The organism is Micromonospora sp. NPDC049204, from assembly GCF_040647935.1.
Classification (GTDB): domain Bacteria; phylum Actinomycetota; class Actinomycetes; order Mycobacteriales; family Micromonosporaceae; genus Micromonospora.
This window is the reverse complement of record NZ_JBEZDC010000005.1, coordinates 348,137-362,837: the sequence shown is the minus strand read 5'-3', so window position 1 is coordinate 362,837 and position 14,701 is coordinate 348,137. Positions and strand designations below refer to the sequence as shown.

Annotated in this window: 14 protein-coding genes; 8 read left to right on the top strand and 6 right to left on the bottom strand. The window is 72.7% G+C overall.

What is annotated here, in order from left to right; translation table 11 throughout:
- Positions 1 to 28 precede the first annotated feature (28 nt).
- Together AB0A90_RS13095 and AB0A90_RS13090 are read left to right on the top strand one after the other, a co-directional pair.
- Positions 29 to 1,132: a cellulose binding domain-containing protein gene (locus tag AB0A90_RS13095; RefSeq protein ID WP_357246002.1), complete on the top strand. Its 1,104-nt coding sequence runs from the start codon at positions 29 to 31 to the stop codon at positions 1,130 to 1,132.
- Between the two features lie 13 nt (positions 1,133 to 1,145).
- Positions 1,146 to 1,775 carry a hypothetical protein gene (locus AB0A90_RS13090; protein ID WP_357245999.1) on the top strand — a complete coding sequence of 210 codons (630 nt, stop codon included), beginning with the start codon at positions 1,146 to 1,148 and terminating at the stop codon, positions 1,773 to 1,775.
- A gap of 42 nt (positions 1,776 to 1,817) precedes the next feature.
- Here AB0A90_RS13090 and AB0A90_RS13085 read toward each other — a convergent pair whose 3' ends face one another.
- The gene (locus tag AB0A90_RS13085; RefSeq protein WP_357245996.1) at positions 1,818 to 3,854 is read right to left on the bottom strand and encodes a glycosyl hydrolase family 28-related protein; all 2,037 of its coding nucleotides are present in this window, start codon (positions 3,852 to 3,854) and stop codon (positions 1,818 to 1,820) included.
- Positions 3,855 to 4,078: 224 nt separating this feature from the next.
- Here AB0A90_RS13085 and AB0A90_RS13080 point away from each other — a divergent pair, with 224 nt between their 5' ends.
- Both AB0A90_RS13080 and AB0A90_RS13075 read left to right on the top strand, forming a co-directional pair.
- Positions 4,079 to 5,176 carry a PIN domain-containing protein gene (locus AB0A90_RS13080; RefSeq protein ID WP_357245994.1) on the top strand — a complete coding sequence of 366 codons (1,098 nt, stop codon included), beginning with the start codon at positions 4,079 to 4,081 and terminating at the stop codon, positions 5,174 to 5,176.
- 109 nt (positions 5,177 to 5,285) lie between these two features.
- A complete protein-coding gene (locus tag AB0A90_RS13075; protein WP_357245991.1) occupies positions 5,286 to 7,946 on the top strand; it encodes an AAA family ATPase in 2,661 nt (886 codons plus the stop codon).
- A gap of 68 nt (positions 7,947 to 8,014) precedes the next feature.
- Here AB0A90_RS13075 and AB0A90_RS13070 read toward each other — a convergent pair whose 3' ends face one another.
- Complete coding sequence (locus AB0A90_RS13070; protein ID WP_357245988.1) at positions 8,015 to 8,887, bottom strand: hypothetical protein; 873 nt, start codon at positions 8,885 to 8,887, stop codon at positions 8,015 to 8,017.
- A 58-nt stretch (positions 8,888 to 8,945) separates the two neighbouring features.
- Between AB0A90_RS13070 and AB0A90_RS13065 the strand changes: the two genes are divergently transcribed.
- Both AB0A90_RS13065 and AB0A90_RS13060 read left to right on the top strand, forming a co-directional pair.
- Positions 8,946 to 10,034 carry a hypothetical protein gene (locus AB0A90_RS13065; RefSeq protein WP_357245985.1) on the top strand — a complete coding sequence of 363 codons (1,089 nt, stop codon included), beginning with the start codon at positions 8,946 to 8,948 and terminating at the stop codon, positions 10,032 to 10,034.
- Between the two features lie 157 nt (positions 10,035 to 10,191).
- On the top strand, positions 10,192 to 10,413 hold the full coding sequence (locus tag AB0A90_RS13060; protein ID WP_030335934.1) for a hypothetical protein: 222 nt from the start codon (positions 10,192 to 10,194) through the stop codon (positions 10,411 to 10,413).
- Between the two features lie 101 nt (positions 10,414 to 10,514).
- Here AB0A90_RS13060 and AB0A90_RS13055 read toward each other — a convergent pair whose 3' ends face one another.
- Positions 10,515 to 10,718, bottom strand: coding sequence for a hypothetical protein (locus AB0A90_RS13055; protein WP_357245982.1), 204 nt, complete (start codon positions 10,716 to 10,718; stop codon positions 10,515 to 10,517).
- 209 nt (positions 10,719 to 10,927) lie between these two features.
- On the opposite strand from AB0A90_RS13055, the gene AB0A90_RS13050 reads away from it, so the two are divergent.
- Together AB0A90_RS13050 and AB0A90_RS13045 are read left to right on the top strand one after the other, a co-directional pair.
- Complete coding sequence (locus AB0A90_RS13050) at positions 10,928 to 11,176, top strand: winged helix-turn-helix domain-containing protein (RefSeq protein ID WP_357245979.1); 249 nt, start codon at positions 10,928 to 10,930, stop codon at positions 11,174 to 11,176.
- An 89-nt stretch (positions 11,177 to 11,265) separates the two neighbouring features.
- Entirely contained in the window at positions 11,266 to 11,490 is a 225-nt protein-coding gene (locus tag AB0A90_RS13045; protein ID WP_357245974.1) for a hypothetical protein, read from the top strand.
- A gap of 112 nt (positions 11,491 to 11,602) precedes the next feature.
- On the opposite strand, the gene AB0A90_RS13040 is transcribed toward AB0A90_RS13045, so the two are convergent.
- The 3 genes from AB0A90_RS13040 to AB0A90_RS13030 all read right to left on the bottom strand — a co-directional run bounded on the left by AB0A90_RS13040 (position 11,603) and on the right by AB0A90_RS13030 (position 14,694).
- Positions 11,603 to 12,664: a Gfo/Idh/MocA family oxidoreductase gene (locus AB0A90_RS13040; protein ID WP_357245972.1), complete on the bottom strand. Its 1,062-nt coding sequence runs from the start codon at positions 12,662 to 12,664 to the stop codon at positions 11,603 to 11,605.
- An 87-nt stretch (positions 12,665 to 12,751) separates the two neighbouring features.
- A complete protein-coding gene (locus AB0A90_RS13035) occupies positions 12,752 to 13,417 on the bottom strand; it encodes a response regulator transcription factor (protein WP_357245969.1) in 666 nt (221 codons plus the stop codon).
- Entirely contained in the window at positions 13,405 to 14,694 is a 1,290-nt protein-coding gene (locus AB0A90_RS13030; RefSeq protein WP_357245966.1) for a histidine kinase, read from the bottom strand. The genes AB0A90_RS13035 and AB0A90_RS13030 overlap by 13 nt, the downstream gene beginning before the upstream one ends.
- Positions 14,695 to 14,701: the final 7 nt, after the last annotated feature.

Sequence of the window (14,701 nt, the reverse complement as noted above, 5' to 3'; positions counted from 1 at the left end):
CCGGTCGGGAAACCCGTAGAGTTCCGCCGTGATCGAGATCGGTGCGCAGGTCGACCTGTCCCACCCGCCCGACCGGGTCTGGCTCGCACTGACCGACCGGAAGCTGCTCGGACGGTGGTTCGCCGAGGCCGACACCGTCGAGGGCGTGGCGGACCGGCTGCTGCTGCGCACGGCCGAGTTGCCCGGCTTCGAGGCCGACGTCGAGGTCGAGGTGACCGAGCGGCGGGAGGCGGCACTCCTCGTGCTGGCCTGCGACGAGGCCGGCCGGCTCAGTGAGCTGACCTGCGTGGTCACGGCCACCAGCCAGGGCTGCCGGCTGGAGGTGCGGGAGGTCACGACGCACGGCGCGTGGTCCGCCGAGCAGCACGACCCACGTGAGCAGCAGGTGCGGCAGGCACTCACCGTACGACTCCCGGCCATCCTCGACTGGCTCGCGTTCCAGCAGGTCGACCTGCGCCGCGGCGACGGTGCGATGACCACCGAGCTGCCGCTGATCGCGCTCCGCACGTCCGGGCGCACCCGCCGTCGGCGTCGGACCCTCGTCGCCCTGATCGGCGGGGCCGCGCTGCTGGCGGGGACGGCGGCCTGGATAACGTTGCCGCCCGAGTCGACACCCACCGCCGCGCCGGCATCGGCAGGCGCGCCGTCGCCGTCCGGTACGGCCGGCACGACCGCCGCCGCCCGTAAGGCGACCCCGTCGGTACGCCCCTCGCGGAGCACCGCGTCCGCGACCACCCGCCCGAGTCCGACCCCGACGGCGACGGCCACGCCCCCGAGTCCGGCCGCGTCCGCTGTGCCACCCCCGCCGCCGGCGTCGCCGGTGCCCATGGTGGCCCGCTACGAGACCGACTCCAGCCGCCTGTTCGGCTACACCGGTGCGGTCGTGGTCGAGAACCCGAGCGGCGTACCGGTGGCGGACTGGGCCGTGGTGGTCACTCTCGGCGAGGGCACCACCGTCGACGACGTCGACGGCGCGAACTGGCGACAGGACGGGAGGTCGATCACCTTCACCGGCGCCGCGGTGGTGGCCGGAGGCTCGCAGACGATCAGCTTCGACGTCCGCGACAGCCGGCCGAAGGCCCGGCAACCGGAGAGCTGCACGATCGGGGGGCAACCCTGCGCGGGCCTCTGACTAGGCTGCCGGCATGGCACTGCTGCACAAGGCGACCCTGAACCCCACGAAGCTCGACCTGCTGGCGACCTGGCTTCCCGACCGACCCTGGTACGCCGGGTCCGCCGGCGTCGAGCTGGTGAGCCGAGGCGCCTACCGCTTCGACGATCCGGCCGGCGAGGTCGGCATCGAGACCATCCTGGTCAGCACCCCCGACGGGCCGGTCCATCACGTCCCGCTCACCTACCGGGCCGGTCCCCTGGACGGTGCGGACGCCTGGCTGGTCGGCACCACCGACCACTCGGTGCTCGGCCGGCGCTGGGTGTACGACGGCTGCGTGGACCACGTGTACGCCGCCGCGCTCGCCCACGCGATCCGCACCGGCGCCGGCCAGGCAGAGCAGTACTTCGAGGTGGACGGTCGGCGTGAGGTGCGCGAGCCAAGTGTGACGATCACCGCCAGCGGCGCCGTGGACGCCGACGCGGCACCGGTCGGTCCCGTGCGCCGGGTGGTCGACGAGGACAGCACGCTCGTCGTCACCGACACCGTCGAGTTGGTCGTCGTCCGCCGCCCCGGTGCCGCCGAGGCCGCCGGGGCGGCCCTGCTCGGCAGTTGGAGCGGGCAACCGACGAGCGTGCCACTGGCGTACGTCCGGACGCGCTGAGCGTGCGGTGGGCGGCCCGACGAGTCCGGCCGCCCACCGCGTTCACCACTGCGCCGGAGGCGGGGGCGGCGACACGGGCGGCCGGTCGTCGCAGGTGATCGTGTTGGGCAGCAGCCACGGCGCGAGCCACCCGCCGTCGTTGCCGCCGAGGTCGGTCAGTGTGAACTCCGAACCGGCCGGGGTGAAGTGGAACGAACCGCAGTTGTTGACAGCCACCGCGCCCACGTGGCGGGCGTCCACGTTGGCGAACGAGGCGGACCCCGCCGCGCGGGCGCTGACCACCGAGGTGCCGGTGCCGTCGACCCGGATGTCCCGGAACCGTACGTTGGAGATCGAGTAGAGGTCCTTCACCGGCCAGTCGCTCACCAGCATGATCGCGTTGTAGGTGCTGTCGAGGTACGCGTCGCCGGTCACCTCGATGGCCGCGTCGATGCTGCGGTCCAGGGCGAAGAACCAGATGGCGCCCAGCCCGATGTTCCAGTTCAGGTCGTACGTGCCGGCGCGGGCGGTGGTGTTGTCGGTGATCCGCAGGTGCCCGGTGAAGGGCTCCGCGCCGAAGCGGGCGCCGACGTGGATGCCGCTGCCCTCGCGGACCGGGTCGGCGACGAGGTTGTGCGAGACGGTGGTGTCCGTACCGCCGTAGATGGCGATGCCGTTGGCCAGGGTCGGTGACTGCACGGTGTTGTGGTCGAACGTGTTGCGCGCGTTCGCCGTCTTCTCCGACCACATCGCCAGACCGTCGTCGCCGGTGTTGCGGACGAAGTTGTGCGCCACGAGGGAGTCGGTCACGCCGGTGTGGAAGTTGAGCGCGTCGGCGATCTGGTCGACGACGATGTTGTTGGTGACGCGGACGTTGCGCATCGGCCCGTCGAACCACAGGCCGGCCTTGGTGTGGCGCAGGTAGAGCCCGTCGATCGTGGAGTCGCTCATCGCCCCACCGATCGCGTTGACCTGGTCGGTGTCGATGCGCTCCCGGACGTCTCCCTCGATGGTGAAGCCGGAGAGGTGGACGTTGCGGCTGCCGCCGTCGGCGGCGTCGCGGCCGTAGAACCCGACGCCGGTGTGCACCGAGCCGTCCGGCGCGGGGGTCGGCAGGGCTACCTCGCGGCCCCTGATGACGGTGTGCCAGTTGCCGGCGCCCTCGATGGTCACGTCGTCGACGATGATGTGCCGGTTGACCTGGTAGGTGCCCGGCGGGAGGTACACCTTGAGGTGGGCGCGCCGGGCGAAGGCGATGGCGCGGTCGATGGCGTCGGCGGAGTCCCGTCGTCCGGTGGGGTCGGCGCCGAAGGCGAGCACGTTCGCCGCGAGCAGCCGGACGCGCGGCGGCGCGACCAACTCGGAGTCGAGCAGGTCGATGACGGTCCAGGCGGCGGCGCTGCCGGTCGGCGCGGTCAGGCGGATCCGGTCGCCGGCCCGGTAGGTGCGCCCGAGCAGCAGGCGTTGCTCGTCGTAGAAGTGGGTGGGCCGGAACGGCTTGTCGATGACCGGGGCCGGCGTGGTGGCCGCCGGCACGCACTGGCACTCGGTGATCCACCAGTCCGGGTGCAGCAGCCCGGCCTGGGGGTCGTTGGTGAACGGGTACTGGTTGTAGAGCCACGAGTACTGCGAGGTCAGCGTCATGGTGCGCGCGTGCTTGCCGTTGACCGCGACGCGCAGCGGAGCGGTGATCCCACCGCCTCGCGGCGCGTCCGGGATGCTGTACCGCACGCTTATCGCGTTCGCCGCGCTGGGTAGGACGAACTCCACGTACTCCCCGGGGGTGAGCCGGACCGCCCGGCGGCCGGAGGCCTCGGCGGGCAGCGTGTAGGCCGACCGGTCGGGGCCGATGATCTCGCCGTTGGTGCGCGCGTTCTCCGCCTCCTGTTCGACGAAGTCGACGTCGGCGCCGCGCCCGGCGACGAGTGCCGGGTCGAGGGCGGCGCGGGTGACCACCGGCCGCGCGCCGGCGGGCGCGGATGGGCCGGCGACGGCCACGGTGGGCACGGCGACGAGCACGGCGAGGCCGGCCGCGAGCGCCACGGCGGTGCCGGCAGGTCGGCCGGGTCGTCCCCGGGCCGACATGAGGCTGTGAATCATCGGTGACCCTCCTGGGTGGGTGGTGGTGGTGGAGGTCCGCCCGGCGCTTCCCCCGACGCCCGACATTGATCGTCATGATGCAGCACCGACCATCCCACTGCAAGACGACAATCGAAGTACGAAAATAGACGACCATTAGACCGCAAGAAATGGACGATCGGTGAGTTGAGGTGTCGCGCCTCGCCTGCGCCGCGACCGCCCACGGCCGGCGTACGCTGGGCCGCGTGGATCAAGAAGATCGGATCGCCCTGTTCCTCGACTACGAGAACCTCGCGTTGGGGGCGCGTGATCACCGTGGCGGCGCGGAGTTCGACTTCCGGCCGATCGCCGACGCGCTCGCCGAACGGGGTCGGGTGGTGGTCCGCCGCGCGTACGCCGACTGGTCCTACTTCGACGAGGACCGCCGGATGCTCACCCGGTCCCACGTCGAGCTGATCGAGATTCCGCAGCGGATGGGCGCGTCCCGGAAGAACGCCGCGGACATCAAGATGGCTGTCGACGCGATCGAGTTGGCGTTCGAGCGCGACTACATCTCCACGTTCGTGATCTGCAGTGGCGACAGCGACTTCACCCCGCTCGTGCACAAGCTTCGCGAGTTGAACAAGCGGGTCATCGGCGTCGGGGTCGAGGGGTCGACGTCGGCGCTGCTCCCGCCGGCCTGCGACGAGTTCCTCTACTACGACCGGCTGGAGGGTGTGGACATCCCGCCGACCCGCAGCCGGCGCGGTCGCCCGACCCGGCCGGCCGGCACGGAGCAGCGCCCGCCCGAGCCGGAGTTGGAGCGCGAGCCGGAGCCGGAGGTGGGCCGCCGGCCCGCCGGTGAGGAGCCCGGACGCGACGTCGACGCGCTCGCCGTGCTCGTCGCCCAGACGGTGGCCGGGTTGCAGGGCAGTGCCAACGGTGCGGTCACCGCGTCCCGGCTCAAGCGCACCCTGCTGCGCAAGGACCCGACGTTCAGCGAGTCCGACTACGGTTTCCGCACCTTCGGGGAACTGCTGCGGCACCTCGCCGAGCACACGGTGATCGAGCTGGCGGAGGGTCCCGCGAAGGGTGACCCCGAGGTCTCGCTGCCCGAGCACGGCGACCGCGAGGTGGCGTTCGGCCTGCTGCGTGGCGTGGTGGCGGAGCTGGGCAGCAGCGGTAACCCGGTGGCGCTGTCCGGCTTGAAGAACCAGCTGCGGCGGGCCCGGCCCGACTTCAGTGAGAAGAAGCTCGGCTACCGCAGCTTCCTGCAGTTCTGCAAGGCGGCGGCCACCAGCGGCGCGGTCGACCTGCGGTGGAGCCCCGAAGCCGACGACTACCTGCTGACCACCCAGGGCTGAGCCCCACGCCCGGCGCGTCCGGCGTCGCATCGACCGCTGTCGAGCGGGAGTGCCGGAACTCCCCCTAGGGTGAGCGGTAGGGCTGCCCGAGGGCGAGGTGAGGGTCGTCATGCCGGGACGTGGCGAATGGACGCTCGTCGGCCGCGACGACGAGCTGAAAATCATCGAGGACGTCGTGTCGTCGCGGATGCCGGGGCTGGTGCTGGTCGGTGACGCCGGGGTGGGGAAGACGCGGCTGCTGCGGGAGGCGCTCGCCCGCGCGGCTCAGGACGGCGTGGAGTGTCACTGGGTCTCCGCCACCGGGGCGGCCCGGTCGATTCCGTTCGGCGCGGTCTCGCACCTGATCCCCGCGCAGACCCGACCGCGTGCCGATCCGGTGGGGCTTGTCGTCACCGTCGAACGCGACTTCGCCCGGCGCGGCGGTGGCCGCCCGATCGTGATCGGCATCGACGACGCCCACCTGCTCGACGAACCCTCGGCCGGGCTGCTGCACCAGCTCGCCGTGCACGGCCTGGCCGTGGCGGTGGCGACCGTCCGGGCGGGCCTTCCGCTCTCCGACGCGCTCACCTCGCTGTGGGCCGGTTCCGGCCGGCGACTCGACGTACGCCCGCTGCCGGCCACCGCCGTGGAGCATCTGCTCGACGAGGCCGCGCCCGGTCCGCTCGACGCGATCAGCCGCCGCCGGCTGACCCGGCTCGCCGACGGCAACCCGCTGCTGCTGCGGGAGTTGCTGGCCGACGCCATGGACACCGGCGGGCTCCGCGAGTCGCGGGGGGTCTGGCGGTGGCGCGGCACCGCGTCGGGCAGCCCCCGGTTGGCCGAGCTGGTCAGTGCCCGACTGCGCGCCCTGGAACCGGCCGCCCGGCAGGTGCTGGAGGTGGTCGCCTGCGGCGAACCGCTCTCCCTGGCGCTGCTGGAACGGTTCACCGACCCGGTCGCGATCGAGGCCGCCGAACGCAGCGGCATGGTGGTCGCGGAACGCTCCGGCGCCCGTACCGCGCTGCGCATGGCCCACCCCCTGTACGGGGAGGCGCTGCGCGCCAGCATGCCGGCCAGCCGGTCCCGCACCGTGTTCGGGCAACTCGCCGACGTGCTGGCGAGCATGCCGCTGCGCCGGCGGGACGACGCGCTGGTCGCCGGGGTGTGGCAGCTCCGGTCCGGCAGCGTCCGGCATCCGGGCATCGCGCTGGCCGCCGCCCGACAGGCGATCGACAGGTTCGACATCGACCTGGCCGAGCGGTTGGCCCGCACCGCGTACGACGCCGCGCCGGGCTGGGAGGCGCAGTGGCTGCTGGCCCGGGTGTTGCAGTACCAGGCGCGCAGCCAGGAGGCGCTGGACATGCTCCCGCCGGCCCCACCGCCGGGCAGCAAGCGCCTCGCCATCTGGGCGATCACCCGTGCCGGCCTGCTCTACTGGGGCCTGGACCGGATCGACGAGGCGCACGAGACGCTGCGGATGGTGCCGGCGGGCTCACCCGGCCACGACCTGACCGAGGCCACCCGGTCGTGGGTGCTGTTCTACGACGGCCGGTGCGAGGCCGCGCTGTCCGTCGGCCAGGCCGTGTTGGCCCGGCCCGACACCGGCGTACGGGCGGCCAGTTGGGCGACCATGGGCGCGGCGTCGGCGGCCGGGATGCTCGGCCGGCTCGGGCTCGCCGCCGAGCTGGCGGAACGGGGCCGGGCGGTGCTCGCCGCCGAACCCGAGCGGATGCCGTGGAACGAGGCGCAGGTCGGGCTGGGGCTCTGCTACGCCCGGTACGCTGCCGGCGAGCTGGCCGGCGCCGCCGACCTGGCCGATCACGGCTACTCCGCGGCGGTGGCCAGCGACGCGCGGGGCATGGTCGCCGTGTGGGCCGGATTCCGGGGGATCGTCGCCAAGACCCAGGGACGGCTCGACGCCGCCGAGGCGAACCTGCGGGAGGCCATCGCGCTCGTCGAGGAGAACGACCAGTACCACCTGGTGCGCACGTACTGGGCGGCGCTGGCGGGAGTCCGCGCGCTGGCCGGTGACCCGTCCGGCGCCCGCCGCTGGCTGGCCGCCGCGGACGCGCGGGAGCGCGCCGCGAACCGGATCTTCCACCCGTGGGTGGAGCTGGACCGCGCCTGGGTGCAGGTGGCCGAGGGTGATCTCACCGCCGCGATCCGTACCGCCCGTACCGCCGCCGACCTGGCGCGGGGCAGCGAGCAGCCGACGATCGAGGCGGTGGCGCTCTACGAGTGCGCGCGGCTGGGCGCGCCCGAGTCGGTACGGGAGAGGTTGGGCGCTCTCGCCGACCGGCTCGGCGGGCTGGCGTCGACGCTCGCCGGCGCGGCCGACGGTCTGGTACGCGATGACGGGCCGGCACTGGAGACCGCCGCGGGTGACCTCGTCGCCCGCGGGCACACCCTGCTCGCCGCCGAGGTGCTCGGTGCCGCCGCCCGGGCGTACGCGCGGCGCGGCCGACCCCGGGTGGCGGTGACGCAGCGGGCCGCGACGCTGGCCCGGGACTGCCGAGGGGTTCGGACGCCCCTGCTCACCGCGACCGCCGCGGGCACCGAGGAGGCGACGCTGACCCGTCGGGAGCGGGACGTGGCCCTGCTCGCGGTGACGCTGCCGAGTCGCGGCATCGCCGACCGGTTGGGACTGTCGGTCAACACCGTCAACAACAACCTGGCCCGCGTCTTCACGAAACTGGGTGTGCGCAACCGCCGGGAGTTGGCCGTGGTGCTCGGCCACGACCGACCGGGGGCGCCGGACAGGTCACCGGGTGCGATCCGGCCTCCACAGTAGGTAAGGGCGACTGATCTACCGGGTTACCGCACGCCTGCCTACCGTGCGGTAACAACTACCGGCGCACCTCAGTCCCTGGAGGACGGCATGAGCCAACTGCACCTGGGTGGACCGCCAGGACCGCGACCCACAAGGTCGCCCCGCGTCCACAATGCTCTCTTCGCCGCCGGGGTGGCGGTGTCGGTGGCCATGGTCACCGCACTTGTCGCCCCGGCCGCCGGCGGCGCACCGGCCGCCCCCGCCGCCAGCGCGGAACGGGCGTCGTACGACGAGCCGCCGTGCACCCGCGAGTTGGAGGGGACGACCTGGTTGCTCGACCCGTGCGTCAAGCCGGGCGGGAAACTTCCGGTGGAGGTCGAGGCGCGGCTCGCGCAGATCCGTACCCAGAAGGCGGCCGCCGCTGCCGACTGCCCGGACCCGACCGGAACGCCGTCGGCCTCGACCGCGCCGACCCGGGCGACCCGGCCGCCCGTCACGGCGGAGCCGGTCGCGAAGCGTGCCCCCGCCGCCACCGCGACCGCACCCACCACGACGGGCTCACCCAGCTCGACGGCGTCACCCAGCTCGACAGCCTCGCCCACCGGAACGCCCTGCCCCTCCGGCAGCGCGTCGCCGTCCGGCAGCGCGTCCCCCTCGGGCAGTGCGTCGCCGTCCGGCAGTTCCTCCCCGTCGGGCAGCGCGTCGCCGTCGGGCAGCTCTTCGCCGTCGGGCAGCGCGTCGCCGTCCGGCAGTTCCTCCCCGTCGGGCAGCGCGTCCCCGTCGGGGAGTTCCTCGCCATCCGGCAGCGCGTCGCCGTCGGGCAGCTCTTCGCCGTCGGGCAGTGCGTCCCCGTCGGGCAGTTCCTCGCCGTCCGGTAGCGCGTCGCCGTCCGGGTCCGCGTCGCCCAGCGGCAGCGGCTCGCCGGAGCCGACCGACCCGCCCAACCCGACCGACCCGCCCACCGGGCCCACCGGCGGGCCGCCATCGCCGCCACCCCCGCCGCCGACCGGCTGCCCCAACGTGGCCGGCAATCCCACCCTGGTGGACGCCAACAAGGACCGGATCCGCTGCCGCGAGGTGCAGACGGTCACGGACGACACGGTGCTGACCCTGACCGGGGACTCGATCAGTTCCGCGCACCACCAGTTCGGTTTCGGGGTGGGTCCGGGCTGCCCGATGACCTCGTTCGACGGCCGTGGCATGCCCGGCAACAACGGCGTCTACAGCTACGGCCGGCGGTACTTCGATCTGGACACCAGCGTCGTCGACTACGACAACTACGCGCGCACCGGGTACGGCACCGGGGACATCATCGCCGGCCGCGCCGGCCCCGACGCCTGCGGAAACGCCTGGGGTCGGGTGGCCAGCCCGCTCGGCCTCGCCACCGCGCGGATCGCGAAGGCCAAGGCGGACGGGCACCACGCCTACCACGCCACCACCGGCGGCGTGAACAACACCAACTGGAACACCGTGTTGATCCGGCTGGCCATGTGTCGCGCGCTGGAGTTCGCCGGGGAGAGCCTGAACCCCACCGGACTGTTCCGCTTCGAGTGGGCGGCGGTCGGCGGCAAGCAGGGCATCGTCACCAACGGTGGTGGCTGCAACTTCTGGATCGACCTGCCGGCCGGCGAGGACTACTACATCAACATCGGGGTGCCGCGTTACAACGGCCCGGCCCAGTACGCCGGCATCACCGCCGACGCCACCTTCATCGTCAACTCGTTGCTGGCCGCCGGCGCGGACAAGGTCGTCTGGATGCTGTATTACGACATCACCCCGGCCAACGTCGACATCGGCCAGTATTCTTGGGCGAAGCTCAAGTCGTTGCTGCCGACCGGGTTGCAGTCCTACGTCCCGGCGGCCCCGGTGTCGACGCTGCAACCGCTCATCGACCCGCTGTGGGTGGGCACCGTGCGAACCGTGATCAACGATCTCAACTGGGCGGTCCAGCTCGGCGTCCCGTTCGATCCGGCCGTGCGGGTGGCGTTCCCGCCGCCGTTCACGCCCGGTGACATCCAGATCACCGCCGAGGGTGGTTCGCCGCATCCCAGCCCAGCAGGCCAGGACGCGTTGGCCAACACCCTGGCCGGCGTACTCAGCGACATGTGAGCGCGCCCTGATTGGTCGCTCAGGACGGGGAGGACCTGCCGTTGCGGGTCCTCTCCGTCAACGCATAGGCCGAAATGCGCCGGAATTACGGCTATCGCCCTGGTATAAGCCCACCTGCGCCGTACCCTCGGCGCAAAATTTGCTATACGGTCGGCGAATGAAGGTCGAGGAGCATTGGTGGAACGGAGACACGACCCCGCGCGGACGCCGGGACGTGTATATCCGTACTGACGGGCAGGGTTGGGAGGTCCGCGCCCAGATCGGTGGGGCGTCGGGTCGTGAGCGGGTGCAGCAGTGCCCAAGCCGGGCCTCGGCGGCCATCCTCGCCGATGCGTGGCGCGGCACCCACCCATCCTGGCGCGAGCTGAAGCAGCGCTGATCCGGCACCGGGCCGGGCCGGCAACGCTCCTGGGTTCCCCGCCCGGTGCGCTCCCCGGCCGGCCCGGCGCTCGGCTCTTCGGCCAGCCGGCGACGTGCAGCTCACCGCTTCTGGAGCATCACCGAAGCGACGTGTGCCATCAGCGCCAGCGCCCAGTCAAGCTGTGGGCAGTCGTAGCGACCTCTGCACTCGAAGCAGCCGCCCGCTCGCCACGGCCGGTCGAGAGCCCGCGTCCAGTGCGAATCCAGTACCCGTTCCGCGGTGAACAACTCGGTCGCCGTGGATACGGGCTCATCGATCGACATCGTCGATCCCCTTCGTAGACACGATCAGGCCCCGCCCAGGCGACGTCTCCGCCGCACTGAGCGAGGGTGGCACGATCCGCCGCTTGCCGAACGAAGGAACCGACCACATCCACCGATGTTAGAGACCTTTAGTACCTAAGGCAATGATGGTCTTGAAGAGCAATGGTCGGCGTGGTCGGATGGAGGGTGCCGAACGAAGGAACCTTCACATGCCCATACCTACCGGCGGATACCGCGAGGTGGCCGAGGACCTCGCCGCCCGGATCAAGAGCGGGGAGTACGCGGCAGGCGAGCGTCTGCCCACCTACAACGAACTCGCGGGCCTCTACGACGTCAGCGTGACCACGGTGCAGAGGGCGATCATCGTTCTTCAGACACGTGGCCTGGTGGTGGGTCTTCAGGGCCGTGGCCTGTGGGTCGCCGAGGACGTCGGTGCACCTGATCAAGGGGCGCCGTAGCTGATCAAGGGACGCCCCAGGTGGTCCGTGTTCCCGCCCTCAGGCCGGGTACACGGAGACCTGCCGGTCGTGCCCGATGGAGGTCGCCCATGTCGCAGAGCCCCGACGAGGAGAACCCCGGCCTCGACGAGGAGGTCCGGGAGGCCGAGCGTCGACTCGGCAACCTCGGCACCTCGTCGGACGACGCGCTGACCGACGACGACGCCCGGGCGCCGGACGAGGCCCGCTCCGAGCAGGACGCTGCCCCTTCCGAGCCGGAGGAGTTTCTCTCCGAGCCAGACGAGGCACTTTCCGAGCCGGACGCCGACCTGTAGATCCACTCGGCTTCGGTGACATCGGGGTGTCCGGGGCGGTCTGACACCCCGACATCACGGAAGCCGAGTCGATCATCGACGTGGCGGGACGAGTCGCAGGCGATCGCCTCGGTCAGGTGGTCGGGACCGGCAGTACCGCGCCCTCGGCGGCCGACCGGTGCGCCAGCTCGATCAACTCGACAGTGGCGACCGAGTCCCGAGGGTCCACCGGCATCGGCGTGCCGTCGCGCAGGGCCGTCTCCACCTGGGCGTAGAAGCTCTGGTACGCCCCGGACTCGGTCGGCACCGGCCGCAGGTCACCGTCGACGCCGAGCAGGCCGTACCGCTCCGGCGGAACCTCGCCCCAACCCGGCTGGTCCGGTCGGCCGCCCCCGTGCAGCGCCGCCTCCTGCACGTCCAGGCCGTACGACGTGTAGCCGGCCCGGTCGCCCAGCACCCGCAGCCGCGGCCCGAGCTGCGCGGTCACCGCGCCCATCCACAGGTGCGAGCGCACCCCGTTGGCATGGGTCAACGCCACGAAGGCGTCGTCGTCCACGGCCGCACCCGCGCGGCGGCGGTCCACCTCCGCGTAGACGCGGTCGACCCGGCCGAACAGCTGCACCGCCTGGTCGACGAGGTGGGCGCCGAGGTCGAAGAGGGCGCCGCCGGCCTCCTCGGGACCGGCAAGCTCCCGCCAGCCCGGCTTGATCGTCGGACGGAACCGCTCGAACCGGGACTCGAAGCGCAGCACCCGCCCCAACTCGCCCTGCTCCACCAGCCGGCGAGCGGTCCGGAAGTCGCCATCCCAGCGCCGGTTCTGGAAGACCGTCAGCGGCACCCCGCGCTCGGTCGCCTCGCCGATCAGCGCGCGGCCCTCCGCGGCGGTCGGGGAGAGTGGCTTGTCCACGACGACCGGCAGCCCGGCGGCCAGCGCCGCGCGGGCCATCGGCACGTGCAGCCGGTTCGGCGTCGCCACCACGACCAGGTCCAGGGCGTCCGGCGTACGCCACAGCTCGTCGGCGTCGTCGACCAGGCGGGCGTCCGGGAAGTGCTGCCGGGCCTGCTCGCGCCGCTGCGGATCGCGGGTCACGATGGCGTCCAGCCGCAGCCCGGGGGTCGCGGCGATCAGCGGTGCGTGGAACACCCGACCCGCCAGCCCGTACCCCAGCAGACCGACCCGCAGCGCCTCCGTCATGCCGTACCCCCGTCTCGCCGGCCCGCGCCCCTCGCCGGCGGCGGTACCGCTCGCCGAATCTACGCCCCACCCTCGGTCCGGCGCTGGTCAGCCCACCGGGTCGCGGCGCAGGTAGGTGAGCACCGCGAGCACTCGCCGGTTGGTGTCGTCGCTCGGTGGCAGGTCGAGCTTCAGCAGGATGTTGCCGACGTGCTTGCCGACCGCCGCCTCGCTGACGTGCAGTCGGCCGGCGATCGAGGCGTTCGACCGGCCCTCGGCCAGCAGCGCCAGCACCTCGCGTTCCCGGGCGGAGAGCGCGGCGAGCGGATCACGCGGTCGGTGCAGTAGCTGGCGCACCACGTCCGGGTCGATGGCGGTGCCGCCGGCCGCGACCCGGCGCAGCGTGTCGACGAACTCGGTGACCTCGGCCACCCGGTCCTTGAGCAGGTAGCCGACCCGCTGACCGTCGCCACTGTCCAGCAGCGCCGCCGCGTACCCGGTCTGCACGTACTGGCTGAGCACCACCACCGGCAGGTGGGGTCGCTCGGCGCGTAACGCGACGGCTGCCCGCAGCCCGTCGTCGTGGCGGCCCGGCGGCATCCGGATGTCGGTGAGCACCAGGTCCGGTGTGTGCTCCCGGGCCGCGTCCAGCAGGTCGGGCGCGGAGCCGACGGCGGCGCACACCGTGAACTCGAAGCGGGTCAGGAGCGCGACCAGGCCCTCGCGCAGCAGCACCTCGTCCTCCGCGAGGACCACTCGGGTCATCGACGACACGGTAGCTCCACCCGGACCAGGGTAGGCCCGCCAGGCGGGCTGGACAGCAGCAGCCGGCCGTCCACGGCGGCGACCCGGTCGGCGAGACCGGTCAGGCCGGTGCCCCGGGTGGGGTCGGCGCCGCCACGGCCGTCGTCGCTCACCTCGACGACGAGGTCCCCGCCGGCCTGGCTGAGGCGCACCTCGGCGTGGGTCGCCCGGGCGTGTCGGGCGACGTTGCCCAGCGCCTCGGACACCACGAAGTAGGCGGTGGTCTCGACGATCTCCGGCAACTCGCCCTCGACGTCGGCGTGCACGGTGACCGGGATGGTGGCGACGTCGGCCAGCTCGCTCGCGGCGCCGGCCAGACCGAGGTCGGTGAGGCTCTGCGGACGGATGCCGTGCACCAACTGTCGCAACATCACCATCAGGCCCTGAGCCTGGTCGTGTGCCACGGCGAGGGGCCGGGCGGCCGGGGAGTCCTCGGGTACGTCCAACCGGGCCAGGCCCAGCTGAAGGCTGAGGCTGGTCAGTCGTGGTTGCGCGCCGTCGTGCAGGTCCCGTTCGATCCGTCGCCGCTCGGCCTCGTACGCGCCGACCAGTCGGGTGCGCGACCGGGCGACCTCGCGCAGCGCCGTCGCGTCGACCGGCCAGGCCAGTGCCCACCGGGTCACCTCTGCCTGGGCTGCGGCGACCAGACCGGCCGCGTAGCAGAGGACCGGCAGCAGCAACACCGCCACGATCGCGTACGGGATGGCTTCACCGGTGCTCTCGATCGGCTGCCAGATGACGACCGGCTCGGCGTCGCCGGCCAGCCAGGGACTGGTGATCATCCCGAGGTCGAGCAGCACCAGCAGCAGGAACACCCAGTACACGACAGGCACGAACCCGCCCAGACAGAACAGGTACGCCACCTCGCGCCAGGCCCCGGCGCTGCGGTAGCGGGCGACCAGACCCGGCCACCGCGGCGCGGGCAGCGGGCGGTTGTCGACGAGCCGGAGCCGCCACCGCTCGATGACGGCCACCGGGAAGCTCACGATCGGGGCCAGCGCCAGCAGGCTGAGGCTGCCGACGGCCAGGAACAGCAGGAGCGCGACGCCGGGCGGCCGGCCGTGCAGCAGCAACCCGTTGGCGGCGGCCAGCAGCGGTGCGCCGATGATGAGCAGTCCGGTGGCGAGGATGCCCGCGATCGGCAGGGTGCTGATCGCGTAGGCGAGTGCCCGCCAGGGCCAGACGGAGATCAGCCAGTCGCGGCGACGCAGCGCCTCGGCCAGCCGAGTGGGGGGTTCCGTGGTCATGCCGCAA

Bases quoted from the DNA above. Each gene is read 5' to 3' on its own strand.
- AB0A90_RS13090 (WP_357245999.1), top strand. From the start codon at position 1,146: ATGGCACTGCTGCACAAGGCGACCCTGAACCCCACGAAGCTCGACCTG.
- AB0A90_RS13085 (WP_357245996.1), bottom strand. From the start codon at position 3,854: ATGATTCACAGCCTCATGTCGGCCCGGGGACGACCCGGCCGACCTGCC.
- AB0A90_RS13075 (WP_357245991.1), top strand. From the start codon at position 5,286: ATGCCGGGACGTGGCGAATGGACGCTCGTCGGCCGCGACGACGAGCTG.
- AB0A90_RS13060 (WP_030335934.1), top strand. From the start codon at position 10,192: ATGAAGGTCGAGGAGCATTGGTGGAACGGAGACACGACCCCGCGCGGA.
- AB0A90_RS13055 (WP_357245982.1), bottom strand. From the start codon at position 10,718: ATGTCGATCGATGAGCCCGTATCCACGGCGACCGAGTTGTTCACCGCG.
- AB0A90_RS13050 (WP_357245979.1), top strand. From the start codon at position 10,928: ATGCCCATACCTACCGGCGGATACCGCGAGGTGGCCGAGGACCTCGCC.
- AB0A90_RS13045 (WP_357245974.1), top strand. From the start codon at position 11,266: ATGTCGCAGAGCCCCGACGAGGAGAACCCCGGCCTCGACGAGGAGGTC.
- AB0A90_RS13040 (WP_357245972.1), bottom strand. From the start codon at position 12,664: ATGACGGAGGCGCTGCGGGTCGGTCTGCTGGGGTACGGGCTGGCGGGT.
- AB0A90_RS13030 (WP_357245966.1), bottom strand. From the start codon at position 14,694: ATGACCACGGAACCCCCCACTCGGCTGGCCGAGGCGCTGCGTCGCCGC.